Origin of the sequence: Xanthomonas sp. 4461, assembly GCF_024806475.1 — a bacterium.
Taxonomy (GTDB): domain Bacteria; phylum Pseudomonadota; class Gammaproteobacteria; order Xanthomonadales; family Xanthomonadaceae; genus Xanthomonas; species Xanthomonas arboricola_F.
In genome coordinates this window covers 13,211-37,106 of sequence record NZ_JANTYV010000009.1, presented here as the reverse complement: position 1 = coordinate 37,106, position 23,896 = coordinate 13,211, and the positions used below count along the sequence as shown (strand labels likewise).

The window sequence follows — 23,896 nt, the reverse complement described above, 5'->3', positions numbered from 1 at the left end:
TTGGTCGCGTACGCCGGCAGCCTCCTGCGACACCCGCATCGTCCCGCCTGCGGGCTCAACGCGGCCGACGCAGGAAGCCCACCACCGTCTCCACCCAGGCGGCGTGTGTGTCCTCGACATGCGCCACATGATCGGCGCGCGGCAATGTGACCCAACTGCGATCTTCGCTACCCAGGCGTGCGAACAGGTGCGCGTTGTCCGCCTGCGTGGCGACCGGATCGTCGACACCCCGTAGCAGCAGCACCGGCAGCGTCGTGACCCGTTCGGGCTGGAACGCGAACTGCTCCATCGCGCGCCAGTCCGTGCGCACCGGGTCGGCGGCCACCGCCTGCGCCTGGTAAGCGGCGCGCACGCGCGTGGGTGCGGCGTTGGCAGTGATGAAATCCTCGCCGGCGGCCGCGCTGGTGGTGCGTGCTCGCAACGGCTGGGCCGGGGTTGGCGCGTCGGTGGGCGGCGCATCGACATCGTCGGGGAAGCCATACAGCACCAGTGCGGACAGCGCCTGCGGCTGTTGCTGGCCCACCAGCAGCGCCACCCGCGCACCGTTGGAATAGCCGATCAAGGCCGGTGGCGGCAGATCTGGATGTTGCCGGGCGACCCAGGCCAGCACCTGCTCGACGTCGCGCACTGCGCGGGCGGGCGTATTCCACCCGCTGGGGTCGCGCGCACTGCCGCCGTAGCCGCGCAGGTCCACCGCGTAGGCGGCAAGCCCGGCCCGTGCGAAGGCGGCCAGTACCGAGCGCGCGTCGCCCGCTTCGCCGGGCACCTGCAGGTCGAAGTTGGGCAGCGAACTCCAGGTGCGGCCATGCACCAGCAGCACCGTGCCACGCGGCTTGGCCGGCGCGCGCGACCACACCGCCAGGGTCTGGCCATCGTCGGCGCGTACCTGCGCCAGCCGGGTGCCCGGCCCGGGCTGCGGTTGCGCGCCGGCGGTCAGTGAGAGCAACACCAGCAGGAGCAGGCAGGCGGGTCGGAATGTCATGCGGCATCTCGTCATGGGCGCGGCGGACTGGGCAGGCTGCGTGGCTGGGCAGGCAGACGCGAAAGCGACACGAGCGACCGCATCAGGGCTCGGCAGCCTGTTCTTCCAGAATCGGTTTGGCCAGCGCAAAGGCGTGGTTGGCCGCCGGGACGCCGCAATAGATCGCCGCCTGCAGCAGCACTTCCTTGATCTGCTCGGGGGTGACGCCGTTGTTGCGGGCGGCGCGCACATGCAGCTTGAATTCTTCGTCGTGGCCCAGCGCGACCATCATCGACAAGGTGATCAACGAGCGGGTATGCGCAGGCAGGCCGTCGCGGGTCCAGATGGTGCCCCAGGCATACCGGGTGATCAGGTCCTGGAACTCGGTGGTGAACTCGGTGCGCGCGGCCAGCGAGCGCTCGACATGCGCCTCGCCCAGCACCCGGCGGCGTTCGCGCAGGCCGGCTTGATAGCGTTCGTCTTCGTGCATGGGATGTCCTTGTAATGCGGAAAAGATCAGTCGGCTTGCAGGAAGCCCAGTACCGCGTCATTGAACGCGGCCGGCGATTCCAGATTGCAGATATGGCGGCCCGGTACCTGGGCGTAATGCCCATCCGGCGCCGCGTAGGCGATCTCGCGCAGGTTCGGCGGCGGGCACACCGGGTCGTCGTCGCCGGCCAGGGCCAGCAGCGGCAGGTTCAGCCCATCCAGCGCACCGCGGAAGTCCGCCTCGGCCACCGCCTGGCAGCAGGCGATGTATCCGGCCGGCGAGGTGGAGACGAAGGCGGCGGCGATCATGTCCAGGCGCTGCGCGTGGCTGATGGCAAATGCCGGTGTAAACCAGCGCTGCAATGTGGCATCGATCAGCATCGGCAGGCCTTCGCTCCGCACCTGCTCGATACGGGTTTCCCAGGTGGCGGTGCTGCCGATCTTTTGCGCGGTGGCACAGACCACCAGCCGGCGCAGCCGCTGCGCGGCATGCAGCCCGAGCCACTGCCCGGTCAGTCCGCCGATCGACAAACCGCAGAAATCGCTGCGCTCGATCTGCAAGGCGTCCCATAACGCCAGTACGTCCTGCCCCAGGTCGGCCACGCTGTACGGGCCGGGCGGCGAGTCCGAATAGCCATGGCCGCGGCGGTCGTAGCGCAGGATGCGGTAATGCGGGGCGAAGGCCTCGATCTGCACGTCCCACATATGCAGGTCGGTGCCGAGCGAATTGCAGAAGGTCAGCCAGGGCCGCCCGTCGGTGCCGTCCACACGGTAATGCAGGCGATGCGTGGGCAATTGCAGATAGGCCATCGAAGCACCGTCAACGGGGAGAAGAGGCCAGTACGCGATCGATCCAGACCGAGGACATGCCGCGCCAGCTGTCGCTATCGAACACCGCCTGCAGTTGCGCGTGCGTGAGTACCGCGCTCGCCTGGGCGTCCTCGGCCAGCACCTCACGCAGATGCCGCTGCTGCGCCTGCGCACGCGCCACCGCCTGTTCGACCAGCGCGTGCGCCTGCGGCTTGCCAAGCTGCGGGGCCAGTGCGAACACCGCCGCCTCGGCGTAGAGCACGCCGCCATGGCTATCCAGGTGGTGGCGCATCCGCGCGCGGTCCAGTTCCAGCTCGGCCAGGCAGGCCTGCATCTGCGCCAGGCTGCCGGCGGTCAGGCAGACGATCTGCGGCAAGGTCTCCCATTCGGCATGCCATTGCCCGGCGGCGCGCTCGTGCGGCTGCGCCATCGCGCTGAACAAGGTGGCGATCAGCCCGGGCACGCGGGTGGCCGCGGCCACTGCCGCCACGCTGGCCACCGGATTGCGCTTGTGCGGCATCGCCGACGAGCCGCCCTTGCCGGCCGCCGCAGGCTCGAACGCCTCACCGACCTCCGATTGCATCAGCAGCACCACATCGCCGCCGATCTTGCCCAGCGTGCCGGCGAGCAGGCCGAACCCGCAGCCGACCTCGACGATGCGGTCGCGCGCGGTGTGCCAGGGCAACGCAGGCAGCGGCAGCGCCAAGCTGGTGGCCAGCGCCTGGGCCACGTCCAGACCGCGCTCCTGCAAGGACGCCAAGGTGCCGGCCGCGCCGCCGAACTGCAACGCCAGCGCGTCGTGCCGCAACCCGTGCAGGCGCCGATGCGCACGTTGCAAGGCGTCCAGCCAGCCGGCCACCTTGAGCCCGAAGGTCACCGGCACGGCTTGCTGCAACAAGGTCCGCCCGGGCAGACCGGTGTCGCGCTCGCGTGCTGCCAACGCGGCCAAGGTGTCGCACAGTTGCTGCAGACGCGGCAGCAGCAGATCGAGCGCGGCGCGCAGTTGCAACACGCTGCCGGTATCGATGACGTCCTGGCTGGTGGCGCCCCAATGCACCCAGCGCGCGGCTGCGGCATCGTGCACGGCGACGCGCGCGGTCAGCGCCTTGACCAGTGCAATGGCGGGGTTGCCAGCGAGCGCGGTGGCCTGCGCCAGGGCGGCCATGTCGTAGTGCTGCACCTCGCAGGCCGCTGCAATCGCTACGGCAGCCTCGGCAGGAATGACACCGCACTGCGCCTGCGCGCGGGCAAGCGCGGATTCGAAGTGCAACATGGCCTGCACACGCGCCGCATCGTCAAACACTGCGTCGCACGCAGGCTCGCCAAACAAGGATCCCAACAGCAAAGACGTCGCACTCATGCATCGCATCTCTTGGCGTACCGGCAGCATGGCACCGAAGCACGGGGGTGCCAACTAGACGTTAGGGCAATGCGCGCGGCGCAATGCGGCCTGACAGGGCGATGGCTGGCGAAGGTGACAGCATGCACGCCGGGTTGCATCCGCGCCCTGGGCACCGCGGTGCGCGCTCGCAGCCTGTCATCGCGTGCCGTACGCAGCGTACCGGCGCGACCAGCTGCCGGTAGGACTCCTCGCGCAGGGACACCGGCGGCTGCGTGCAGCGCTGCAGACGATCTGCAAATCAATACCGGAAGAACACGGTTTCCCTCTCGCCTTGCATATGGATATCCCAGCTATAGGCGTTATTGCCCGCGGGCTGGGCCAGCAGGGTGGTGCGGCGCTCGGGAGGCACCAGCGCCAGGATCGGGTCGCTGTCCAGTTGCGGGTCATCGGCGAAGTACAACCGCGTCGATGCGCCGCGCAACAGCCCGCGCATGAACACCAGCACGCTCAGGTGTGCTGCCTGCGGACTGCCCTGCGGCCCGGCGACGACACCCGGCTTGACCGTGCTGAAGCAAAAGCGCCCCTGCGCATCGGTGGGCACCCGGCCCCAGCCATCGAAGCTGGCGTCGTGCGCCTGGTGGCGGGCATCGGCGGCATGCGCGTAGATGCCGGCGGCATCGGCCTGCCACAGCTCCAGCACCGCGTCGGCCACCGGCACGCCGGCACCATCGAAGACGCAGCCGCTGATCTGCACGTGCGTGCCGGCCGCCTGCGCCGGTGCGAGCCGGTCGCGATACAGCGGTTCCAGGCCAAGCCGGTAATACGGGCCGACGGTTTGCGAAGGGGTTGCGTGCAGGCTCATCGATTCACTCCCAGACCGTTTGCTTGCGACCACGCAGCACGATGTCGAAGCGATAGGCCAGCGCATATTCGCTGATGGCGTTTTCCCAGTCGAAGCTGGACACCATGCGCTCGCGCGCCAGCGGATCGTCGACGCAGTTGTAGATCGGGTCGTGCGCCAGCAGCGGGTCGCCGGGGAAATACATCTGGGTGATCAACCGTTGCCCGATGCCATCGCCATGCAACGAAAAATGGATGTGCGCCGGCCGCCAGGCGTTGTAGTGATTGCGCCACGGATACGCGCCCGGCTTGATGGTCTTGAAGACGTAGCGGCCATGCGCATCGGTGAGCACCTGGCCGGTGCCTCGGAAGTTGGGGTCCAGCGGTGCGTCGTGACGATCGCCGGCGTGCTGGTAACGGCCGGCGGCATTGCATTGCCACACTTCCACCACGCTGTTGCGCACGGGCCTGCCGTTTTCGTCGAGCACGCGGCCGGAGACGATGATGCGCTCGCCCAGTGGCTCGCCACCGAACCCTGCGGTGAGATCGGCTGCATGCTCGCCCAGGGTGAGCCGATCCAGGCGCGGGCCGGTGACTTCCGACAGCGTGACCGGGATGTCGATCGGCGCGCGCGTAGGGCCGCGCAAGGTGGTGGAGGCGTACGCCGGATGCAGATAGGCCGGCTGCGTGCCGGGCCGGGTACGGCGGTAGCCGAGCAGCGGGTCTGCAAGTGACCGATCAACGGGGGCATCGCGCATCGTCAAATCTCCCTGCGCCGCACTGCGGCATGGTCAAGCAATGTAGGTGTGCGACAGCGGCGCAGTGGTTGCAGCGGGCAGGCTCACACACGCTCGATCGCCAATGCCACGCCCTGCCCCACGCCGACGCACATGCTGGCCAGCCCGAGCCGGCCGTTGTTGGCTTCCAGTTGCCGCAACAAGGTAAGCGCCAGCCGCGCACCGCTCATGCCCAGCGGATGGCCAAGCGCAATGGCGCCGCCGTTGGCGTTGACGTGCGCTGCATCGTCGGGCAAGCCGAATGCGCGCAGGCACGCCAACGCCTGCGCGGCGAAGGCTTCGTTGAGTTCGATCGCATCGAACTGTTCGATGCGCAGGTTCAGACGCGCCAACAGACGCTGCGTGGCCGGCACCGGGCCCATGCCCATGTAAGCCGGCTCGACACCTGCCGACGCGAACCCCAGCACCCGTGCGCGGGGGGTCAGCCGATGCGTCTGCACGGCCTGCGCTGACGCCAGCAACAACGCGGCAGCTCCGTCGTTGATACCGGACGCATTGCCGGCAGTCACGCTGCCGGGTTGGCGGAACACCGGCTTGAGTTTGGCCAGCATCTCGGCGGTGGTGTTCGGGCGCGGCGCTTCGTCGTATTCGACGGTGACGGCATCGCCGCCCTTGCGTGCAGCCACCGGCACCGAGGTGATTTCCGCATCGAAGAACCCGGCAGCCTGGGCGGCGGCGACGCGCTGCTGGCTGCGTAGTGCGAAGGCGTCCTGATCCTCGCGCGCGATGGCATGGCGCTGCGCGACGTTCTCGGCGGTTTCGCCCATCAACTCGGTGCCATAGGCCGCCTGCAGGCGCGGGTTGATGAAGCGCCAGCCCATGGTGGTGTCTTCCAGCTGCTGGGTTCGCGCGAAGGCGCCCTCGGCCTTGCCCATCACCCAGGGCGCGCGCGACATCGATTCGACACCGCCGGCAAGCGCCAACCCCAGCTCGCCGGCGCGGATGCCGCGTGCCACCGTGCCGATCGCATCCAGCCCCGACCCGCACAGACGGTTGAGGGTGCTGCCCGGCACCGAACTCGGCAGCCCGGCCAGCAACACGCTCATGCGCGCGACATTGCGGTTGTCTTCGCCGGCCTGGTTGGCACAGCCCAGATACACGTCGTCGATGCCGGCCGGGTCCAGCTGCGGATGACGGGCCAGCAACGCGGCGATCGGCACTGCGCCCAGGTCGTCGGCACGCACGCTGGACAGCGCGCCGCCATAGCGGCCGATCGGCGTGCGGATGCCATCGATCAGATAGACCTCGCTCATGCCTCGGCTCCGGCGGCCTGCTTGCCATGCGCTGCGTCGGTACGTGCCTGCAGCGCGCGCAGCGCCTGCAATTCCGCAGTGCTGGGTGGGGTGGTCTGCGCAAGATCGGCGGCGAAGCGGATCGGCCAGCCGGTCGCCGCGCTCACCTGTTCGCGGCTGATACCCGGGTGCAGCGAGGTGACGGTGAGTTCGCGGGTGAGCGCATCGGGCTCCATCACGCACAGATCGGTGACCACCACGGTAGGGCCGGCGCCAGGCAGGCCGGCACGCTGCCGCGCATCGCCACCGTCCAAGTGCCCGACCGTGGTGACGAAGTCCAGCGTCGGCACGAAGCTGCGTCGGGACTGCCGCATGATGATGAACACCTGCTTGGCGCTGGCCGCGATTTCCGGCGCGCCACCGGCACCGGGCAAGCGCGTCTTCGGCGCTGCGTAGTCGCCGATCACGGTGGTATTGAGGTTGGCGTGGCGATCGATCTGCGCCGCCCCCAGGAAGCCGACATCCACCCGACCGCCCTGCAGCCAGTAACGGAAGATCTCCGGCGTGGAGACCACGGTGTCGGCGGTTTCGGCCAGCTCGCCGTCGCCGATCGATAACGGCAGCACGTCCGGGCGCGCCCCGATCGGTCCGGATTCGTAGATCAGGGTGACATCCGGCGCATGCGTCAGCCGCGCCAGGTTGGCGGCCGTGGATGGCAGGCCGATGCCGACGAAGCACACCGCGTCATCGGGCAAACGGCGCGCGGCGGCCACGGTCATCATTTCGTTGGTGCTGTACTCGCTCATGCGGCCACCTGCAGCAGAGATTGCGCGTAGACGCGCTGGAACGCTGCGAAATCGTCGGTGTCGAGAATGTGCGCCTGGATCCAGGCCTGGAAGCGTGCACGGTCGCGCGCGATGGCATCCCAGGCCAGATAGAAGCGGTTGTCGCGGGCGTAATAGCCATGCGCGTACGAGGGCGCGGCGCCCCCGGGCACGTGGCAGACCGCATCGACCACCCAGCGCGGCAGGATGCAGGCGTTGGGCGGCGCCTCCAACGTGTCGACGATCTCTTCCACCGTGACGATCACCTTGCGCGCGGCCAGCGCGGCTTCTTTCTGCACGCCTAGGATGCCCCATAGCAGCACATTACCGCGGCGGTCGGCCTGCTGCGCATGGATCACGGTGACATCGGGCTTGACCGCCGGCGTGGTGGCCAGCGTCTCGCCCGTGTACGGGCATTGCAGGAACTTGATGCTGTCGTTGACGCGCGGCAGGTCCGAGCCGACATAGCCGCGCAACACCGCAAACGGTAGCCCGGAGGCGCCGGCGACATAGGCGTTGGCCATGTCGGCGTGGCTGTGTTCGCGGATCTGCAGCGGCTGTGGCCAGGCGTGTTCGACCGCATCGCGCAGCCGGTGCAGCGAGCCGACCCCCGGATTGCCGCCCCACGAAAACCGCAACGCCGACGCGCAACCGGCACCGATCAGCTGGTCGTAGATCAGGTCCGGAGTCATGCGCACCAGGCGCAGATCGCGTTTGCGCTGGCGGATCACCTCATGGCCGGCCGCATGCGGGATCAGATGGGTAAAGCCTTCCATCGCCACGCAATCGCCATCGGCAATCAGGTGGGACACCGCATCTGACAGAGTGACGATTTCGGCCATGGGCAAGACACCGCTGCGAATGTGCAGCCACGGTAGGGCCGGCCCAACAGCCCGGTCAATACGATTATCGGCGATTTAATTCGATAATCGCACAATTTCCGTTGCGCAGTCATGCTCCAACATTGTCTCCGGTGTATACATAACTTCGCCTGCAAGCAGACGCCAGCGCTGGCATGCGCGTCAACTGGTTGCAGGCCGGCGCAGTGCGTCGATGCGTACCCCAGGTTGTATACAAAAACCCCAGGAGTCACGGTCATGTCCCAGTCCAAGCCGCTGTTTCCCCTCAACGCGTGGTATGCCGTCGCCTGGGACCACGAAATCAAGCACGCCCTGACCCCGCGCAAGGTCTGCAACCTCGAAGTGGTGGTCTACCGCACCACCGCCGGTGCGGTGGTCGCGCTGGAAGACGCCTGCTGGCACCGGCTGGTGCCGCTGTCGATGGGCAAGCTGCGCGGCGACGATGTGGTGTGCGGCTATCACGGCCTGGTCTACAACACCCAGGGCCGCTGCGTGCACATGCCCTCGCAGGAGACCATCAACCCCTCGGCCTGCGTGCGCAGTTTTCCGGTGGCAGAGAAGCACCGCTACGTGTGGATCTGGCCGGGCGACCCGGCCAAGGCCGACACCGCGTTGATCCCCGACCTGCACTGGGCGCACGACCCGGCCTGGGCCGGCGATGGCCGCACCATCTACGCCAAGTGCGACTACCGGCTGGTGCTGGACAACCTGATGGACCTGACCCACGAGACCTTCGTGCATGGCTCGAGCATCGGCCAGGACGAGATCGCCGAGGCGCCCTTCGATGTGGTGCATGGCGACCGCTCGGTGGTGGTGTCGCGCTGGATGCGCAATATCGACGCGCCGCCGTTCTGGGCCAGCCAGATCGCGCGGCATCTGGATTACCACGGCAAGGTCGACCGCTGGCAGATCATCCGCTTCGAAGCGCCCGGCACCATCGCCATCGATGTCGGTGTGGCCATCGCCGGCACCGGCGCACCGGAGGGCGACCGCAGCCAGGGCGTCAACGGCTACGTACTCAACACGATTACGCCGGAGACCGATACCACCTGCCATTATTTCTGGGCGTTCATGCGCAACTACGCGTTGCACGATCAATCCCTGACCACGCTCACCCGCGCCGGCGTCACCGGTGTGTTCGGCGAGGACGAGGCGGTACTGGAGGCGCAACAGCGCGCCATCGACGCGCATCCGGATCACACCTTCTACAACCTCAACGTCGATGCCGGCGGCATGTGGGCGCGGCGGGTGATCGACCGCCTGATCGCGCACGAACAGCGCGCGCAGGATCTGTCGCTGCGCATGGTGGGCTGAGCGCAGCGCACAGGAGACCGCCATGCCACCGACCACACCGTTCCACAGCAGCGCGGCACAGACCACGCGCGCGCTGCTCTCGCTGCGCGAGCTGATCCTCGACGGCACCCTGCCCGCCGGTGCGCGACTGTCCGAAGTGGCGGTGGTGCAGCGGCTGGGCATGTCGCGCACGCCGGTACGCGCCGCATTGCAGCGCCTGTGCGAAGAAGGACTGGCCAGTGCGCTGCCGGGCGGCGGCTACGCGGTACAGGCCTTCAGCGAGCACGACGTATACGACGCCATCGAACTGCGCGGCACGCTCGAAGGCCTGGCCGCCCGCATGGCCGCCGAGCGCGGGGCCACCGCCGCGCAGTTGGCGCAGGCGCACCAGCTGCTGGAGACGCTCGATGCCATCGTCGGCGCGCCGCAGGATGCCATCGACTTCGCCGCCTATGTCCAGGCCAACGCGCTGTTCCACGCCCTGCTGGTGGCGATGGCCGGCAGCGACGTGCTCGGCCGCGAGCTCACCCGCGTGCTGCAGCTGCCATTCGCTTCGCCCAACAGCCTGGTCATGGCCCAGACCAGCGCTGCCGACGCGCAGGTGATCCTGACCGTCGCGCAGGACCAGCATCGCGAAGTGATTGCCGCCATCGCAAAGCGTCAGGGCAGCCGCGCCGAAGCGCTGGTGCGCGAGCACGCCCGTCTGGCCCACCGCAATCTGCGCCACCTCCTGCAAACCCCCACGGCGATCGCCAAGGTGCGCGGTGGCGCCCTGCTCGGCCGCGCCCACGCATCCACTGCCGGTCTTGAACGGCACGCTCATGTGCCTGGAGTTCCTCATGCGTAAAGACACCCAATGGCATCGCGCCCATGTCGTCAGCATCGCCGATGCCTGCGCAGGCGTGCGCGAAATCGTGCTCGACCCAGGCACTGCAGCGCGTGCCTTCGAGGTGGGCAGCCACCTGGATTTTCGCCTGCAGTTGAACGGCCGCAGCGATGTGCGCTCTTACTCGCTGGTGGGCGAGCCGCGTGCGGATGGCTACTACCAGATCGCAGTACGGCAGATGCCGGACAGCCGTGGCGGCTCGCTGCATATGTGGACGCTGCAGCCGGGCGACGTGGTGGAAATGTCGCCTCCGAGCAACAACTTTGCGCTGGACGAGAGCGGCGAGGAAATCCTGTTGATCGCCGGTGGTATCGGCATCACGCCGATCCTGGGCATGGCGCAGCGGCTGGCGCAGCGGCACCAGGCATTCCGCCTGCTGTATGTCGGGCGTTCGCGCAGCGCGATGGCCTACGTCGACCAGTTGGAGGCGCTGCTCGGCGCGCGCCTGCAGCTGCATTGCGACGACACCGACGGCCCGCCCGATCTTGCCGCCGAACTGGCACGGCTCTCGCCCAACGCCGAGGTCTATGTGTGCGGGCCGCTGGGCATGCTGGAGGCGGTACGCCAGCACTGGCATGCCGCCGGGCGTCCACGCGCGCGGCTGCATTTCGAAACCTTCGGCAATAGCGGGCGGGTGCCGGCGCAGGCGTTCGTGGTCAAGCTGCCTGCGCTCGGCCTGGAAGTACCGGTGGCCGAAAACGAATCGATGCTCGATGCGCTGGCCGACGCCGGGGTCGAATTGATCGCCGAATGCCGTCGTGGCGAGTGCGGCTTGTGCGCGGTGGAGGTGCTCGACAGCGCCGCCGACATCGATCATCGCGATGTCTTTTTCAGCGACGAACAACGTCGCGAGAATCGCAAGCTGTGCGCCTGCGTGTCGCGTGCGGTGGGCGGCAGCATCAGCATCGACACCGGCTACCGCGGCGAGCTGGGCTGAGCGCTGCCGTCATGCGCACCGCGCCGGCCGTTGCGCTGGCGCGGTGCTGCTGAGCGCAACATGCGCTCTGCGGCGGCGTGAATCGCCCCGCACGCCGGACGGACACTCGCCAGAGACTGCCGTGCTTGCATCCTCACGCGCATGCGCGATCATCTGCGCATGGAGTCAACTCACTACAGGACTGTCCCGGCGCCGGCATTGAACCCGCGCCAGGAACAATTGGTGGCGCTGGTGCGGCAGCAGGGCTTTGCCGATGTCGAAGGCCTGGCCACGCGCTTTGAGGTTACCCCGCAAACCATTCGGCGCGATCTGACCTTGCTGTGCGATGCCGGCGTGCTGCGCCGCTATCACGGCGGCGTCAGCATGCCTTCGAGCGTGGAAAACCTGGCCTACACCGCGCGCAAGGCGCTGCAGGCACGCGAGAAACAGCACATCGCCACGCACGTCGCGCGCTTCATTCCCGACGATGCCTCGCTGTTCATCAATCTCGGCACCACCAACGAGGAGGTCGCGCGCGCGTTGCTGCAGCATCGCGGCCTGCGCGTGATCACCAACAACCTCAACGTGGCGGTGATGCTGAGCGCCAACCCCAGTTTCGAGGTGATCGTGGCCGGCGGCGTGGTGCGCGGGCGCGATCAGGGCGTGACCGGCGAGGCCACGGTGGAACTGATCCGCCAGTTCAAGGTGGACTTCGGGGTGATCGGCATTTCCGGCATCGACCTGGACGGCACCCTGCTGGATTTCGACTACCAGGAAGTGCGCGTGGCCCAGGCCATCATCGAGCACTCGCGCCAGGTGGTGCTGGCCGCCGACCACAGCAAGTTCGGCCGCAACGCCATGGTGCGGCTGGGGGCGATCGCCCAGGTGCACGACTGGTTCACCGACCGACCGCCGCCGCAGGAACTGGCCAAGGTGCTGGCCGAGGCCGGCACCCGGGTGCACCTGGCAGATGCCGACGGCGGCAACTGAGATTGTTCGTTTAAGTGCGTTTGTGACCCGCGGACTTCGGCTCAACGCCAATTTTCGATTTGCTCAATGAATCGATTTCCACCACTCAATTGCCTTTATCGTTCAACTCGCCTTGATTTACAGGCAATCCATTTCTTCACGCCCCGAAAAGGTTTGATGTTCGAATATGTTCGAACATGACAACTTAGGTTCGCTCGTAGCGCACCTGGATGGAGGCACCGATGGGCGAGACGTACGATCTTCTGGTGGTAGGCGGCGGCATCAACGGGGTCGGCATCGCCCGCGATGCGGCCGGACGTGGCCTGTCGGTGTGCCTGTGCGAGCAGGACGATTTGGCCGCGCATACCAGCAGCGCCAGTACCAAGCTGATCCATGGCGGCCTGCGCTATCTGGAGCAGTACGAGTTCGCGCTGGTCGGCAAGGCGCTGGCCGAGCGCGAAGTGCTGCTGCGGCTGGCCCCGCACATCATCTGGCCATTGCGCTTTCTGTTGCCGCATCAGCCGCATCTGCGTCCGGCGTGGATGATCCGCGCCGGCCTGTTTCTGTACGACCATCTGGGGGGCAGCAAGCGCAGCCTGCCGCGCTCGCGGCGCCTGTCGCTGCGCACCCACCCGGTCGGGCAGCCGTTGCAGGAATCGCTGCGCACCGGCTTCGTGTACTCCGACGCCTGGGTGCAGGACGCACGGTTGGTGGTGCTCAATGCGATGGACGCGGCAAAGCGCGGCGCCCAGATCCACACCCGCACGCGCTGCGTGGGTGCCTGGCGCGATGCCGGCTTCTGGTACGCCGAGCTTGAGGACCGCGATGGCCGTCGCCGCACCGTGCAGGCGCGCGCACTGGCCAATGCCGCCGGGCCGTGGGCGGTGTCGTTCCTGGACAAGGTTGCCGCGGTGCCGCATCAGCACGCGCTGCGCCTGGTCAAGGGCAGCCACATCGTGGTGCCCAAGCTGTTCGATCACGATCACGCCTACATCTTCCAGCAACCGGACCGGCGCATCGTGTTCGCCATTCCTTACGAGCACGACTTCACCTTGATCGGCACCACCGACGTCGACTACGAGGCCGACCCCGCCGCTCCCCGGATCGATGCGGCCGAGATCCAGTACCTGTGCGACGCGGTGAACCTCTATTTCCAGCAACAGATCAGCCCTGCCGATGTGGTGTGGAACTACAGTGGCGTGCGCCCGCTGCTGGACGATGCCGAAGACAATGCCGCCGAGGTGACGCGCGACTATCAACTGGAGGTCATCACCGACGGCGCGCCGTTGCTCAATGTGTTCGGCGGCAAGTTGACCACCTACCGCAAGCTCGCCGAAGAGGCCGTCGACCGGCTCACGCATGCGCTGGGCGCACGCAAGCCGGCATGGACCGCGCGCGGCGATGCGCTGCCGGGTGGTGAACAGCGCGATATCGCCAGCCTGCTTGAGCGCGTGCGCAACGCGCGCCCCTGGCTGCCTGCCGCCACCGCGCAGCGGCTGGTGCGCAATTACGGCACCTGCGCGGAACCGCTGCTGGGCGATGCGCAGGATGTGGCCGGCCTGGGCGAGCACTTCGGTGCAGACCTGTACCAGGCCGAGGTGGACTACCTGCGTCACCACGAATGGGCGCAGACCGCCGACGATATCCTGTGGCGTCGCAGCAAACTCGGGCTGCGGATCGATGCGGAGGGACGTCAGCGGCTGGAAGCGTACCTGCAGACGCAGGCGCTCCAATCCGCCGAGCTCGCGACCGTTTGAACACACCGCGTTGCCGGCGAGGACGGGTCGTCCGGCAACGTATCCTGGCGCACTGCCTGCATCACCCCGTGGAGGGCACCCCCGATGAGCACGACCCACTCCCCCTGCGCGCCGACGCGCGTGTTGCAATCGCCTGCGCGTTGCGATGATCCTCTCGCGAGCATGCGCGCATGAACCGCCAACTCGTAGGTGAGTTGATTTCCGAAGCGGTCGCGATGTTCATCATCATCGCGCTGGGCGACTCGGTCGCGGCGATGTACATCCTCTACGACCCCAGTCCCTATCAGAACGCCTATTGGGGCGTGTGTATCGCCTGGGGCCTGGCAGTGACGCTGGCGATCTATGTCACCGGCTCGGTGTCGGGCACGCATGCCAATCCGGCGGTGACGCTGGCGCTGGCACTGTTCCGCGATTTCTCGTGGAAAAAGGTGGTGCCGTACTGGATCGCCCAGGTCATCGGCGCCTTCCTGGGCGCGGCCATCGTCTATCAGTTGTACGGGCCGGTGATCGACCATTTCAACCAGGTGCAGCAGCTGACGCGCGAAGCCGGCGGCGCGGCCGGTGTGTTCTTCACCGCACCTGGTCTGGCGGTCACGCCGATGCATGCGCTGGTCGACCAGATCATCATCACCGCGTTCCTGATCTTCGGCATCTTCGCCATCACCGAACAATTCAACGAAGCCGCGCCGACCGCCAACTCCGGCGCGCTGATGATCGGTCTGCTGGTGGCGACGCTGGGCGCGTCGATGGGTTATCTGGAAGCCTGGGCGATGAATCCGGCGCGCGATTTCGGCCCGCGCCTGTTCGCCTACTTCGCCGGCTGGGGCGAGGCAGCACTGCCGGCCAAGGACAACTACTGGTGGATCCCGATCGTCGGACCGTTGATCGGCGGCCCGATCGGCGCGCTCGCCTACCAGTGGCTGATCCTGCCCTTCCTGCCGGCACGCGTGCGCCATCTGCAGGCCGGCAAACCACCGCGCGATCCGCGCTGATCGCACTGCTGCACGACTGACAGCACGGCGCCGCTGCCGGACAGGCCCTGGATGTATGGGCCTTTCGAGCAGCGGCGTGCATTACCCACTTTCTCGCCGTGCGCCAGCGCCGGCATTGTTCGAGGAATCTCCGATGGAAAAACAATACGTCCTTGCGATCGATCAAGGCACCACCAGCTCGCGCGCGATGTTGTTCGATCGCAACGGCAAGGTGGCCGGCGTGGCGCAGCGCGAGTTCGGGCAGATCTTTCCGCAGCCGGGCTGGGTGGAACACAACCCGCGCGAGATCATGACCAGCGTCTACACCACGATCACCGAGCTGCTCAACAATGCGCAGATCGATGCGCGCTCGATCGCCGGCATCGGCATCACCAACCAGCGCGAGACCGCGGTGGTGTGGGACAAGGCCACCGGCCAGCCGATCTACAACGCCATCGTCTGGCAATCGCGGCAGACCAAGGACATCTGTACGCAACTCAAGGACGCCGGGCACGAGCAGATGGTGCGCGACAAGACCGGCCTGCTGATCGATGCGTATTTTTCCGGGACCAAGGTCAAGTGGATCCTCGATCACGTCGACGGCGCACGCGAACGCGCGCGCAACGGCGAACTGGCCTTCGGCACCATCGACAGCTGGCTGATCTGGAATCTCACCGGCGGCAAGGTGCACGTCACCGACTACACCAATGCCTCGCGCACCTTGATGTACAACATCCACACGCTGGAATGGGATGCCGAGCTGCTGGCCATGCTCGACGTGCCGAAGGAGATGCTGCCGGAGGTGCGCTCCTCCAGCGAAATCTACGGCATGACCCAGACCCAGTATTTCTATGGCGAGCAGGTGCCGATCGCAGGGATTGCCGGCGACCAGCAGGCGGCGTTGTTCGGCCAGGCCTGCTTCGAACCGGGCATGGCCAAGAACACCTACGGCACCGGTTGCTTTGCGCTGATGAATACCGGCGACAAGGCGGTCGCGTCCAAGGCCGGCTTGTTGACCACGATTGCCTGGGGCATCGACGGCAAGGTCGAATATGCGCTGGAAGGCTCGATCTTCGTCGCAGGGTCGGTGGTGCAATGGCTGCGCGACGGCCTGCGCATGCTCGGCAAGGCCAGCGACTCACAGGCCTATGCCGAACGCGCCGGCGACAACGACGGGGTCTATCTGGTGCCGGCCTTCGTCGGCCTGGGTGCGCCGTACTGGCGCAGCGATATCCGCGGCGCGGTGTTCGGGTTGACCCGCGGCACCACCAAGGAACATTTCGTGCGCGCGGCGGTGGAATCGATGGCGTACCAGACCCGCGACGTGTTGACCGCGATGCAGGCTGATTCGGGTATCGAACTGAAGGAACTGCGCGCCGATGGTGGCGCGATCGCCAACGATTTCATGGCGCAGTTCCAGAGCGACATGCTCAACGTGCCGGTGCTGCGCCCGGAAGTGGCCGAAACCACTGCGCTCGGCGCGGCCTATCTGGCCGGCTTGGCAACCGGGTTCTGGAGCAGCCGCGAAGAGATCGCCAAGCAGTGGGCGGTGGATCGCCGCTTCGAGCCGACCATGGCCGAGGACAAGCGCGAACAACTGTATGCCGGCTGGCAGCAGGCGGTGGAAGCGACGATGGGCTTCCGGATCAGCTAAGCGCTTCCATCGAAACGACTGCGCCCACCATCGGGTGGGCGCAACGCTGGGGGAGCTAGTCGCATGGGACACGCATTGCAGGGCTGCAGGCTGCAGCCCTGCAATGCCGCAGCAATTACTGGCCGCCGGTATTTGCGCGACCGGCGATGGTGTCCGGGTCCCAATGTTCCTTGATCAGACCCTTTTCGATGCGGAACATATCGAACCACGTGGTGGTATAGGTCTTGCCGGGGTTACGCGGGTCCGGCAGCGTGCGCACCGACACCAGCGTGACCAGATCGCCATCGGCGGTGATGGCGACCAACGGCAACTGCACACGCGGCTGCACCGGGGTCGGCTTCACGAAGGCCGTCAGGAATGCAATGAACGCATCGCGCCCATTGGCGACATTCGGGTTGTGCTGGATGTAGTTCTTGTCCATGTACATCGGTGCGTACTGCACCTGCCCGGCTTCGAACACGATGCGCCAGAAGTCGTAGACCAGCCGCTTATTGGCGGTTTCGTACCAATTGGAACCGAGCAGCAACTTCTGGTGATTGGTGTTTTCAGTGACGGCGGTCTGCGCGAACGCCGCCATCGGTGCGACCAGCATGATCAGCAACAAGGCGCGGGAAACAATCTTTTTCATGGGGATCTCCTGGGAGGAAACAGGCCATGCGCTCACGGGGGAGTTGGCGCACGGCGCGATTGGGGCAATGACGCGTCCATGCACAGACAGCAACCGCCACGCGTCCACGCCACCCTACCGAGCACATGCGCTGTCGCGCTAGCCTACGCGAAGTGCACCAGGGCACTTCGCAACTGCCTGGTAATAAAAAAATCACCTTAAAACAGGCTGTCTCAGCGCTCGGCCACCTCGGCCAGCGGCAGTCCCGCATAGTTTTCAGCGATGGTCGCGCGGCCGGCCTCGCTGCCGAGCAGATACTCCAGCTCGGCCTGGCGGATGCGCGCAGTGAAGGCATCTTCGTCGTCGAAGGTATGCAGCAGCGTGGTCATCCACCACGAAAATCGCTCGGCCTTCCACACCCGCTGCAGCGCCAGGGACGAGTACTGCCGCAACACATCGGCATCGCCGGAGGCCTTCCAGAGCGCGAACAGCTGCGCAAGCATGCCGACATCGGCCAACGCCAGGTTCAGCCCCTTGGCGCCGGTGGGCGGCACAATATGCGCCGCATCGCCGGCCAGAAACAGGCGACCGTACTGCATCGGCTCGGCGACGAAACTGCGCAGCGGCGCGATGCTCTTTTCGATCGATGGGCCGGTGACCAATTGTTCGGCCAACGCATCCGGCAAGCGTGCGCGCAACGCATCCCAGAACGCCGCATCGCTCCAGGCTTCCACACGGGCGTCCGCGGGTACCTGCACGTAATAGCGCGTACGCGTGGGCGAGCGCATCGAGCACAAGGCAAAGCCACGCCTGTGACGCGCATAGATCAGCTCATCGTGCACAGGCGGCGTATCGGCCAGCACACCCAGCCAGCCGAACGGATAGACGCGTTCGAACAGGCGCATCCGCTCGGCCGGGATGCTGGCGCGGCTGACCCCATGAAAGCCGTCGCAGCCGACGATGTAGTCGCAGGCAACGCGCATGCGGCCACCGTCATGCGTGAATTCCACGCTGGGTGCGGCGCTGTCCAGCGCGTGCAGGGTGACCTCGCCTGCGCCGTAGTAGGTCGGCGCGCCACTGCGCTGGCGCGCCTGCATCAGATCGGCCGTGACCTCGGTCTGGCCGTAGACCGTGACCCCGCGGCCGCAACCGCGTAGCAGATCGATGCGCTCACGCTGGCCATCGAGCGACAGTTCGAAGCCATGATGCGGCAGGCCCTCACGCTGCAGGCGCTCGCCCACACCGGCACGTTGCAGCAACTCCACGCTGCCCTGCTCCAACACCCCGGCGCGGATGCGCCCCAACACGTGTTGCGGTGTCTGCCGCTCGACGATGAGCGTGTCGATGCCGGCACGCAGCAACAGTTCGCCCAGCAGCAGGCCCGATGGCCCGGCGCCGATGATTGCAATTTGCGTCCGCATCGGGCGCTCCTGCCTTCAGTGATCAGGCCTGCAGTGTCGGTAGCCAAACGCGACCATTGAAGGGATGATTGCGCGCAGTGCTTGGACTTTTCGACGATGCCTACACGCACACGCAATGATGCTGCGATCGCTGCGGTTCCCGCCTTCGGCCTGTACGGCGAACGGCACGTCGATGCGCCGGAATTACTGCATTGGGAATCAATTGCCGCGCGCAGCCGGCTGCACGACTGGCACATCAACCCGCACCGGCATGAAGATCTGGCGCAGCTGCTGTATGTGCAGCGCGGGTCGGCGACGCTGCAACTGGATGGACGCACCCAGCGTCTGCGTGGCGCCAACCTCGTGTGGCTGCCGCCGCTGTGCGTGCACGGGTTTGCGTTCGACCCGCGGGTACGCGGGCACATCATCACCTTGTGCATGCCTCTGGTGCGTAGCGCGCTCAGTGCTGCACCGCTGCTGCAATCCGGCCTGTCGATGCCGGCCGTATTGCCGGTCAAGTCATCGCAACGCCTGCTCGACGTATTGTTCGGCAGCATCGCCGACGACCATGCGCATCAGCGCGTCGGGCACGAGGCCGCACTGCAGGCCGCAGCGACGCAGCTGGTGATCTGGACAGCGCGCGCCGCGCTGCAAGGCCTGCAAGACGCGGCCGTGGCCAACGCGCAAGCCGATCCGGCGCTGCGTCATCTGCGCGCGTATCAAACCCTGATCGACCGGCACTATCGCGCGCATTGGCCGATTTCCCGCTACGCCGACCAGCTGGGGCTGACGCCGGGACATCTCAATGCGGTGTGCCGGCGGCTTGCCGATGCCTCGGCCCTGGAACTGCTACAGCGCCGCATCATGCTCGAAGCACGGCGCAACCTGCGCTATACCAGTTTGAGCGTTCAGCAGATTGCCGCAGCACTTGGATTTTTCGATGCTGCGTATTTCAGCCGTTACTTCGCGCGGCATGCAGGCTGCTCGCCGACGCATTTCCGCACCGGCGAGTGAGTGGATCCAGCGCTGCTGGAACGCCGGAACAACGCGCCAAGCCACGGCGACGATCTGGACGCGGACACCGCGACGCGATCCCGCCATGCCTGCAGCCGGTGCCAAGGCCAATCCATCGACCTCGGCAGCTGCCATCAGAACGGGTACTGCGGCACCTCGCTCTTGATCGTCAGCCATTGCCAGTGCGTGTACTGCTCCCAATCGGCAGGACCACCGACGCTGGTGCCGTTGCCGGATGCGCCGGTGCCGCCGAACGGGTTGATCACTTCATCGGCCACGGTCTGGTCGTTGATGTGCAGCAAGCCGGTATGCAGGCGCTCGCCGAGCGCCAGCGCCCGCGACACCGAGGTCGACATGATGCCGGCAGCCAACCCATATTCACCGTGGTTGGCCATTTGCGCGGCCTCTTCATCGGTGTCGAACACGGTGATGTTGATCACCGGCCCGAACACTTCCTCATCGAACACGCGCATGCCCGGACGCACGTTGGACAACACGGTCGCTGCGTAGAACAACCCTTCGTTGGTTGCCCCGGCTTCCACCACCGCGCCGGCGGCGACGCTGTCGGTGACGATGTCGATCACGCGCTGCAGCTGGCGCTGATCGATGATCGGCCCCAATGCCACGGTGCCGCTGACCGGGTCACCCACCGGCAGATGCCGTGCTTTTTCCGCAAGACGCTGGGTCAGCGCGTCGGCCACGCTGCGCTGTACCAGCACCCGTCCGGTGGCCATGCAGATCTGTCCCTGGTGCATGTACGCACCGAAGGCAATCGCCGAGGCGGCGCGGTCCAGGTCCGCATCGTCGAGCACGATCACCGCATTGTTGCCGCCCAGCTCCAGTGACACTTTTTTCAGGTGTCGCCCGGCAATTTCGCCAATGCGGCGGCCGGCCGCAGTCGAGCCGGTGAAGGCGATCATGGGTACATCAGGCGCTTCCACCAGCGCCTGGCCAATTTGCGCATCGCCGTGCAGCACGTGCAGCAACCCCTTGGGCAGGCCGGCTTCTTCCAGCACCTGCGCAATGATCACGCCACCGGTGTAGGGCGTGCGCGGATCCGGCTTGAGGATCACCGCATTGCCCATCGCCAATGCCGGCGCCACCGAACGCAGCGACAGGATCAACGGAAAGTTGAACGGCGATATCACCGCCACCACGCCCAGCGGCAGATGGCGGGCCAGGCTGAGCTGGCCGGCGCCGGTCGGCAGCACCTGCCCCATCGCCTGCAACGGCAGGCCGGCAGCCTGCTGGTAGAACACCACCGCTTCATCGACCTCACGCTGCGCCTTGGGCAGGATGCCGCCGGTTTCGCGTGCGATCAGCAATGCGGCTTCGGCACTGCGTGCCTGCATCGCCTGCGCGGCGCGGTGAAAGACCGCCGCGCGTTCGCGCGGTGCGGTGGCGGCCCAGGCGCGCTGCGCCTGTTTGGCCTGTGCAATGGCGGCGGCAACATCGGCCAGATCGGCCTTGCTCACCTCGTGCAACAACCCGCCGGTGGCCGGCTCATGGATCGGCAACGCGCCGCCGTGGCCCGGCACCCACTCGCCATTGAAGATGCAGCCGTGCCACGCGGGTGTCGCATTCGCAGCAACCGCTGCGCTGGGAAGAGCATTCATGGTCTAGCCTCCTGCTGAAAATTGTGGGGAACTACAGCGTGGTCGATGCCAGGCCGCCGTCGACCGGCAGGGTGATGCCGTTGATCCAGCGCGCCGCATCCGATGCAAGAAACACGATCGCCTCGGCCACTTCGTCGGCATACGCAGGGCGCGTCATGCGCTTGGCGTCTTCCTTGACGCGCTCCTCGCCCAGCATGGCGGCGAAATCGCCGAGGATCGGGGTAAAGACCGGCCCGGGTGAGACGTTGTTGACGCGCACGCCGCGCTCGGCAAACCACGGCCGCGATTGCAGCAAGGTCCACACGATCAAGGCTTCCTTGAAGTATTGATAGCAGGTGTCGTGCGCCACCGGATGCGCGGCCAGCCAGGCCGTGCCGGCGTCGAAACTCTCGGCGGCGGCCAGTTGCTTGTGCAGGTCCAGCCGCTGCGGCCAGTCGGCGCCCAGGATCGAGGCGACATTGATGATGCTGCCGCCGGAAGCGATGCGCGGCAACAGCGCCTGGCTCAGATGACGCAGCCCCAGGTAATTGACGCGTGCCACCACATCCAGCGGTGCGGTGCCCGGCACGCCGGCCACATTGGCCAACGCATCGATCTGCTCCGGCAGCGCGCGCACCAGCGCATCGATGGAGGCCGGATCGCCCAGGTCGGCCTGGTGGAAGCCATGCAGGGTCATCTGCACCGGCGTGCGATCCACACCGATCACCGTGGCGCCGTGGAACCGCGCAAGCCGTGCAACCTCTGCGCCGATGCCCGACGCCACACCGGTTACCACGATCGTCTTGTTCTGCAAATTCATTGCCACCCTCCGTAGGAGCCAGCTGCGCCGGCACTAGAACACATGGACGTACTGCAGGTTGACGTTGTTGCCGGAAGCCGCGTTCCTGACCTCCACCGGCAGATAAAGATTGGCGAACAGGATGTTGTTGGCATCGAATCGCCATACGCCACCCGGGCCTGCGTAGAACACGCGCTGCCGGCTGTCGGGCACGCGCTGGCCATTGGTGCGGTTATCGCGAAATTGGGTGAGGTAATAGGCGTTGATGCCCAGTCGCACGTCCGGCACCATTTCCCAGGAGGTGGCGAAATTGATCCAGCCGGCATCGCCGGCCTGGCCGTTGCGGAAGTCGAACCCGTCGGGCAGGTTTGGCCGGCGCTCGCTGCGGAAGTTGTAGACGTAGTTCAGGCGTGCGCTGATTTCCCAGTTGGGTGTGGGCAGCACCGTGAACGCGTAATTGGGGATCAGCGACCAATAGCCCGCGCCCTGGTTGAGATCGCGATCGCGGTCGAACTTGCCGATCGGTGCCACCGCGTCGAACTCGAACCGCTGCGAAAAGACCGGCCGCCCATCGCGCATCACCGGCAACATCTGCAGATACGGGCCGAAGGTCAGATCGCCCACCCCGGCGCCGTTGTCGCGCAAGGTGGCGATGCTGTTGCGACCGAACGAGGCATCCAGGTTGATCACTGGCAGCAGCGTGTTGATCCCCACCGCGCCACCGAACAATTGATAGGGCGTGACGTAAGCGACCTGGGTCAACAGCAGCGTCGAGTCGATGCGTGGGTTGTCGAACACCGGTACATCGTCGCCACGCGCGTCCTTCACCGAATCCAACGAGGTCTGTCGCAGGTAGGTGACTACCGCCCAACCGGGCGTGGTGCGGGTAAAGCCGTCCAGAAAACTCGTCCCGCCGGTGTTGAGGCCGTTGGTCAACGCCATGCTCTGCGGCACGCCCTGCGCAAGCGCCGCCGCGTTCGCAAGCAGCCCCACGATGCCGAGCGCCGCACGCACCCGCCACCCTGCCCCCCGTACAGCTACGCCACGCACCACCGATGATCGAATCACTGCGCACATCTCCAGCGTTGGAAGGAAACAGCGGGGCGTGCCACCTGGCACGCGATCAGGCAGGGGCGATCCCCGCGCTGCGTACGGCACGTGCCATCAAGACATTGCTGAGATCACGCTGCGCGGCAGAGCGCCGCCACAGGGGGCTTACGGCGTGTCGAGCCGATCCAGGCGATCGAGCGCGCGCAGCAGCGGCGCCTCGCTGGTGCCGAGCACCGCACTGAGCTGCTGTTCCATGCGCAGCACCTCGGCTTCGGCATCGGTCAGCAGGGTGACGCCGGCCGGGGTCAACGACAGATGCTGCATGCGCCGGTCCTGACGCCCGCGCACCTGCCGCAGCAGACGTCGCTTGACCAGCCGCGCCACCACGATGGCCAGGTTCGGTGGCGAGACATGCAGCACGTCGCCGATCTGGCGCTGGTTGATGCCCGGGTTGCCATCCACCAGCATCAACAAGGAAAAATCGACCGGCTTCAGATCGAAGGCGGCAACGCATTCCTGAAACATCCGCCGCACCAGCAGCTCGGTGCGGGTGATGCGGTAGCCCAGCAGTCGCAGCAGACGCGCCTGGTCCACTGCGGTGATGGCATCGGGCAACGGTGCGGCAGTGGCAGTAGCGGGCATGACGGTTCTCGCGACAAAGGCGGCGGGCGGAGCGGTACGCGCCATGCGCCCGATCCGCAACGCCGATCCCCGGCGTGCAACGCATTGTAGACGCGGCCAGGCCTGGCGATGTGGACACGCAGGCCGTCGGCGCATGCCGGGACCAGGCGCGTGCGCATGTCGACACCGCGCCGTCCTTGCACGCCCGC

At 66.7% G+C, this 23,896-nt stretch carries 23 protein-coding genes; 8 read left to right on the top strand and 15 right to left on the bottom strand.

What is annotated here, in order from left to right; all coding sequences use genetic code 11:
* Positions 1 to 55: 55 nt before the first annotated feature.
* From FHY19_RS22050 to FHY19_RS22010, 9 genes are all read right to left on the bottom strand, one after another.
* Entirely contained in the window at positions 56 to 982 is a 927-nt protein-coding gene (locus FHY19_RS22050; RefSeq protein ID WP_259168603.1) for a lysophospholipase, read from the bottom strand.
* Between the two features lie 82 nt (positions 983 to 1,064).
* Positions 1,065 to 1,451: a 4-carboxymuconolactone decarboxylase gene (gene pcaC / locus FHY19_RS22045; protein ID WP_259168600.1), complete on the bottom strand. Its 387-nt coding sequence runs from the start codon at positions 1,449 to 1,451 to the stop codon at positions 1,065 to 1,067.
* Positions 1,452 to 1,477: 26 nt separating this feature from the next.
* Positions 1,478 to 2,260 carry a 3-oxoadipate enol-lactonase gene (pcaD, locus tag FHY19_RS22040; protein WP_259168598.1) on the bottom strand — a complete coding sequence of 261 codons (783 nt, stop codon included), beginning with the start codon at positions 2,258 to 2,260 and terminating at the stop codon, positions 1,478 to 1,480.
* Positions 2,261 to 2,270: 10 nt separating this feature from the next.
* Positions 2,271 to 3,650 (bottom strand): 3-carboxy-cis,cis-muconate cycloisomerase, encoded by a 1,380-nt coding sequence (locus FHY19_RS22035; RefSeq protein ID WP_259168596.1) that lies wholly within the window; start codon positions 3,648 to 3,650, stop codon positions 2,271 to 2,273.
* Positions 3,651 to 3,900: 250 nt separating this feature from the next.
* Positions 3,901 to 4,464, bottom strand: coding sequence for a protocatechuate 3,4-dioxygenase subunit alpha (gene pcaG / locus FHY19_RS22030; protein WP_259168594.1), 564 nt, complete (start codon positions 4,462 to 4,464; stop codon positions 3,901 to 3,903).
* 4 nt (positions 4,465 to 4,468) lie between these two features.
* Complete coding sequence (gene pcaH, locus FHY19_RS22025) at positions 4,469 to 5,200, bottom strand: protocatechuate 3,4-dioxygenase subunit beta (RefSeq protein ID WP_259168592.1); 732 nt, start codon at positions 5,198 to 5,200, stop codon at positions 4,469 to 4,471.
* An 83-nt stretch (positions 5,201 to 5,283) separates the two neighbouring features.
* On the bottom strand, positions 5,284 to 6,492 hold the full coding sequence (pcaF, locus tag FHY19_RS22020; RefSeq protein WP_259168589.1) for a 3-oxoadipyl-CoA thiolase: 1,209 nt from the start codon (positions 6,490 to 6,492) through the stop codon (positions 5,284 to 5,286).
* On the bottom strand, positions 6,489 to 7,277 hold the full coding sequence (locus tag FHY19_RS22015; RefSeq protein WP_259168588.1) for a CoA-transferase subunit beta: 789 nt from the start codon (positions 7,275 to 7,277) through the stop codon (positions 6,489 to 6,491). The genes pcaF and FHY19_RS22015 overlap by 4 nt, the downstream gene beginning before the upstream one ends.
* Positions 7,274 to 8,137 (bottom strand): CoA-transferase, encoded by an 864-nt coding sequence (locus tag FHY19_RS22010; protein ID WP_259168587.1) that lies wholly within the window; start codon positions 8,135 to 8,137, stop codon positions 7,274 to 7,276. Before FHY19_RS22010 ends, FHY19_RS22015 begins: the two co-directional genes overlap by 4 nt.
* A gap of 255 nt (positions 8,138 to 8,392) precedes the next feature.
* Between FHY19_RS22010 and FHY19_RS22005 the strand changes: the two genes are divergently transcribed.
* The 7 genes from FHY19_RS22005 (at position 8,393) to glpK (ending at position 16,601) form a co-directional block, all read left to right on the top strand.
* Positions 8,393 to 9,469: an aromatic ring-hydroxylating dioxygenase subunit alpha gene (locus FHY19_RS22005; protein WP_259155921.1), complete on the top strand. Its 1,077-nt coding sequence runs from the start codon at positions 8,393 to 8,395 to the stop codon at positions 9,467 to 9,469.
* Positions 9,470 to 9,491: 22 nt separating this feature from the next.
* Positions 9,492 to 10,295, top strand: a complete 804-nt coding sequence (locus FHY19_RS22000) for a GntR family transcriptional regulator (RefSeq protein ID WP_259168586.1) — start codon at positions 9,492 to 9,494, stop codon at positions 10,293 to 10,295.
* A complete protein-coding gene (locus tag FHY19_RS21995; protein WP_259168585.1) occupies positions 10,288 to 11,271 on the top strand; it encodes a PDR/VanB family oxidoreductase in 984 nt (327 codons plus the stop codon). The genes FHY19_RS22000 and FHY19_RS21995 overlap by 8 nt, the downstream gene beginning before the upstream one ends.
* A 141-nt stretch (positions 11,272 to 11,412) precedes the next feature.
* Positions 11,413 to 12,240 carry a DeoR family transcriptional regulator gene (locus tag FHY19_RS21990; protein WP_259168584.1) on the top strand — a complete coding sequence of 276 codons (828 nt, stop codon included), beginning with the start codon at positions 11,413 to 11,415 and terminating at the stop codon, positions 12,238 to 12,240.
* A gap of 221 nt (positions 12,241 to 12,461) precedes the next feature.
* Positions 12,462 to 13,976, top strand: a complete 1,515-nt coding sequence (gene glpD, locus FHY19_RS21985) for a glycerol-3-phosphate dehydrogenase (RefSeq protein ID WP_259168582.1) — start codon at positions 12,462 to 12,464, stop codon at positions 13,974 to 13,976.
* 170 nt (positions 13,977 to 14,146) lie between these two features.
* Positions 14,147 to 14,968 carry an MIP/aquaporin family protein gene (locus tag FHY19_RS21980; RefSeq protein ID WP_259168580.1) on the top strand — a complete coding sequence of 274 codons (822 nt, stop codon included), beginning with the start codon at positions 14,147 to 14,149 and terminating at the stop codon, positions 14,966 to 14,968.
* A gap of 133 nt (positions 14,969 to 15,101) precedes the next feature.
* Entirely contained in the window at positions 15,102 to 16,601 is a 1,500-nt protein-coding gene (gene glpK / locus FHY19_RS21975; protein WP_259155928.1) for a glycerol kinase GlpK, read from the top strand.
* Between the two features lie 115 nt (positions 16,602 to 16,716).
* Here the strand turns inward: glpK and FHY19_RS21970 are convergent, their stop codons facing one another.
* Together FHY19_RS21970 and pobA are read right to left on the bottom strand one after the other, a co-directional pair.
* Positions 16,717 to 17,229: a nuclear transport factor 2 family protein gene (locus tag FHY19_RS21970; protein WP_184409551.1), complete on the bottom strand. Its 513-nt coding sequence runs from the start codon at positions 17,227 to 17,229 to the stop codon at positions 16,717 to 16,719.
* 212 nt (positions 17,230 to 17,441) lie between these two features.
* Complete coding sequence (gene pobA, locus FHY19_RS21965) at positions 17,442 to 18,629, bottom strand: 4-hydroxybenzoate 3-monooxygenase (protein ID WP_259168579.1); 1,188 nt, start codon at positions 18,627 to 18,629, stop codon at positions 17,442 to 17,444.
* Between the two features lie 96 nt (positions 18,630 to 18,725).
* Here pobA and FHY19_RS21960 point away from each other — a divergent pair, with 96 nt between their 5' ends.
* On the top strand, positions 18,726 to 19,622 hold the full coding sequence (locus FHY19_RS21960) for a helix-turn-helix domain-containing protein (protein WP_259168578.1): 897 nt from the start codon (positions 18,726 to 18,728) through the stop codon (positions 19,620 to 19,622).
* A 134-nt stretch (positions 19,623 to 19,756) separates the two neighbouring features.
* On the opposite strand, the gene FHY19_RS21955 is transcribed toward FHY19_RS21960, so the two are convergent.
* The 4 genes from FHY19_RS21955 to FHY19_RS21940 form a co-directional block, all read right to left on the bottom strand.
* Positions 19,757 to 21,238 carry a benzaldehyde dehydrogenase gene (locus FHY19_RS21955; protein ID WP_259168577.1) on the bottom strand — a complete coding sequence of 494 codons (1,482 nt, stop codon included), beginning with the start codon at positions 21,236 to 21,238 and terminating at the stop codon, positions 19,757 to 19,759.
* 31 nt (positions 21,239 to 21,269) lie between these two features.
* Positions 21,270 to 22,037 carry a coniferyl-alcohol dehydrogenase gene (locus FHY19_RS21950; protein ID WP_259168576.1) on the bottom strand — a complete coding sequence of 256 codons (768 nt, stop codon included), beginning with the start codon at positions 22,035 to 22,037 and terminating at the stop codon, positions 21,270 to 21,272.
* 33 nt (positions 22,038 to 22,070) lie between these two features.
* The gene (locus FHY19_RS21945; protein ID WP_259168574.1) at positions 22,071 to 23,093 is read right to left on the bottom strand and encodes a transporter; all 1,023 of its coding nucleotides are present in this window, start codon (positions 23,091 to 23,093) and stop codon (positions 22,071 to 22,073) included.
* 138 nt (positions 23,094 to 23,231) lie between these two features.
* Complete coding sequence (locus tag FHY19_RS21940) at positions 23,232 to 23,762, bottom strand: MarR family transcriptional regulator (RefSeq protein WP_181113038.1); 531 nt, start codon at positions 23,760 to 23,762, stop codon at positions 23,232 to 23,234.
* Positions 23,763 to 23,896 lie beyond the last annotated feature (134 nt).

Bases quoted from the DNA above. Each gene is read 5' to 3' on its own strand.
- FHY19_RS22050 (WP_259168603.1), bottom strand. From the start codon at position 982: ATGACATTCCGACCCGCCTGCCTGCTCCTGCTGGTGTTGCTCTCACTG.
- pcaC (WP_259168600.1), bottom strand. From the start codon at position 1,451: ATGCACGAAGACGAACGCTATCAAGCCGGCCTGCGCGAACGCCGCCGG.
- pcaD (WP_259168598.1), bottom strand. From the start codon at position 2,260: ATGGCCTATCTGCAATTGCCCACGCATCGCCTGCATTACCGTGTGGAC.
- FHY19_RS22035 (WP_259168596.1), bottom strand. From the start codon at position 3,650: ATGCTGCCGGTACGCCAAGAGATGCGATGCATGAGTGCGACGTCTTTG.
- pcaG (WP_259168594.1), bottom strand. From the start codon at position 4,464: ATGAGCCTGCACGCAACCCCTTCGCAAACCGTCGGCCCGTATTACCGG.
- pcaH (WP_259168592.1), bottom strand. From the start codon at position 5,200: ATGCGCGATGCCCCCGTTGATCGGTCACTTGCAGACCCGCTGCTCGGC.
- pcaF (WP_259168589.1), bottom strand. From the start codon at position 6,492: ATGAGCGAGGTCTATCTGATCGATGGCATCCGCACGCCGATCGGCCGC.
- FHY19_RS22015 (WP_259168588.1), bottom strand. From the start codon at position 7,277: ATGAGCGAGTACAGCACCAACGAAATGATGACCGTGGCCGCCGCGCGC.
- FHY19_RS22010 (WP_259168587.1), bottom strand. From the start codon at position 8,137: ATGGCCGAAATCGTCACTCTGTCAGATGCGGTGTCCCACCTGATTGCC.
- FHY19_RS22005 (WP_259155921.1), top strand. From the start codon at position 8,393: ATGTCCCAGTCCAAGCCGCTGTTTCCCCTCAACGCGTGGTATGCCGTC.
- FHY19_RS22000 (WP_259168586.1), top strand. From the start codon at position 9,492: ATGCCACCGACCACACCGTTCCACAGCAGCGCGGCACAGACCACGCGC.
- FHY19_RS21995 (WP_259168585.1), top strand. From the start codon at position 10,288: ATGCGTAAAGACACCCAATGGCATCGCGCCCATGTCGTCAGCATCGCC.
- FHY19_RS21990 (WP_259168584.1), top strand. From the start codon at position 11,413: ATGCGCGATCATCTGCGCATGGAGTCAACTCACTACAGGACTGTCCCG.
- glpD (WP_259168582.1), top strand. From the start codon at position 12,462: ATGGGCGAGACGTACGATCTTCTGGTGGTAGGCGGCGGCATCAACGGG.
- FHY19_RS21980 (WP_259168580.1), top strand. From the start codon at position 14,147: ATGAACCGCCAACTCGTAGGTGAGTTGATTTCCGAAGCGGTCGCGATG.
- glpK (WP_259155928.1), top strand. From the start codon at position 15,102: ATGGAAAAACAATACGTCCTTGCGATCGATCAAGGCACCACCAGCTCG.
- FHY19_RS21970 (WP_184409551.1), bottom strand. From the start codon at position 17,229: ATGAAAAAGATTGTTTCCCGCGCCTTGTTGCTGATCATGCTGGTCGCA.
- pobA (WP_259168579.1), bottom strand. From the start codon at position 18,629: ATGCGGACGCAAATTGCAATCATCGGCGCCGGGCCATCGGGCCTGCTG.
- FHY19_RS21960 (WP_259168578.1), top strand. From the start codon at position 18,726: ATGCCTACACGCACACGCAATGATGCTGCGATCGCTGCGGTTCCCGCC.
- FHY19_RS21955 (WP_259168577.1), bottom strand. From the start codon at position 21,238: ATGAATGCTCTTCCCAGCGCAGCGGTTGCTGCGAATGCGACACCCGCG.
- FHY19_RS21950 (WP_259168576.1), bottom strand. From the start codon at position 22,037: ATGAATTTGCAGAACAAGACGATCGTGGTAACCGGTGTGGCGTCGGGC.
- FHY19_RS21945 (WP_259168574.1), bottom strand. From the start codon at position 23,093: ATGTGCGCAGTGATTCGATCATCGGTGGTGCGTGGCGTAGCTGTACGG.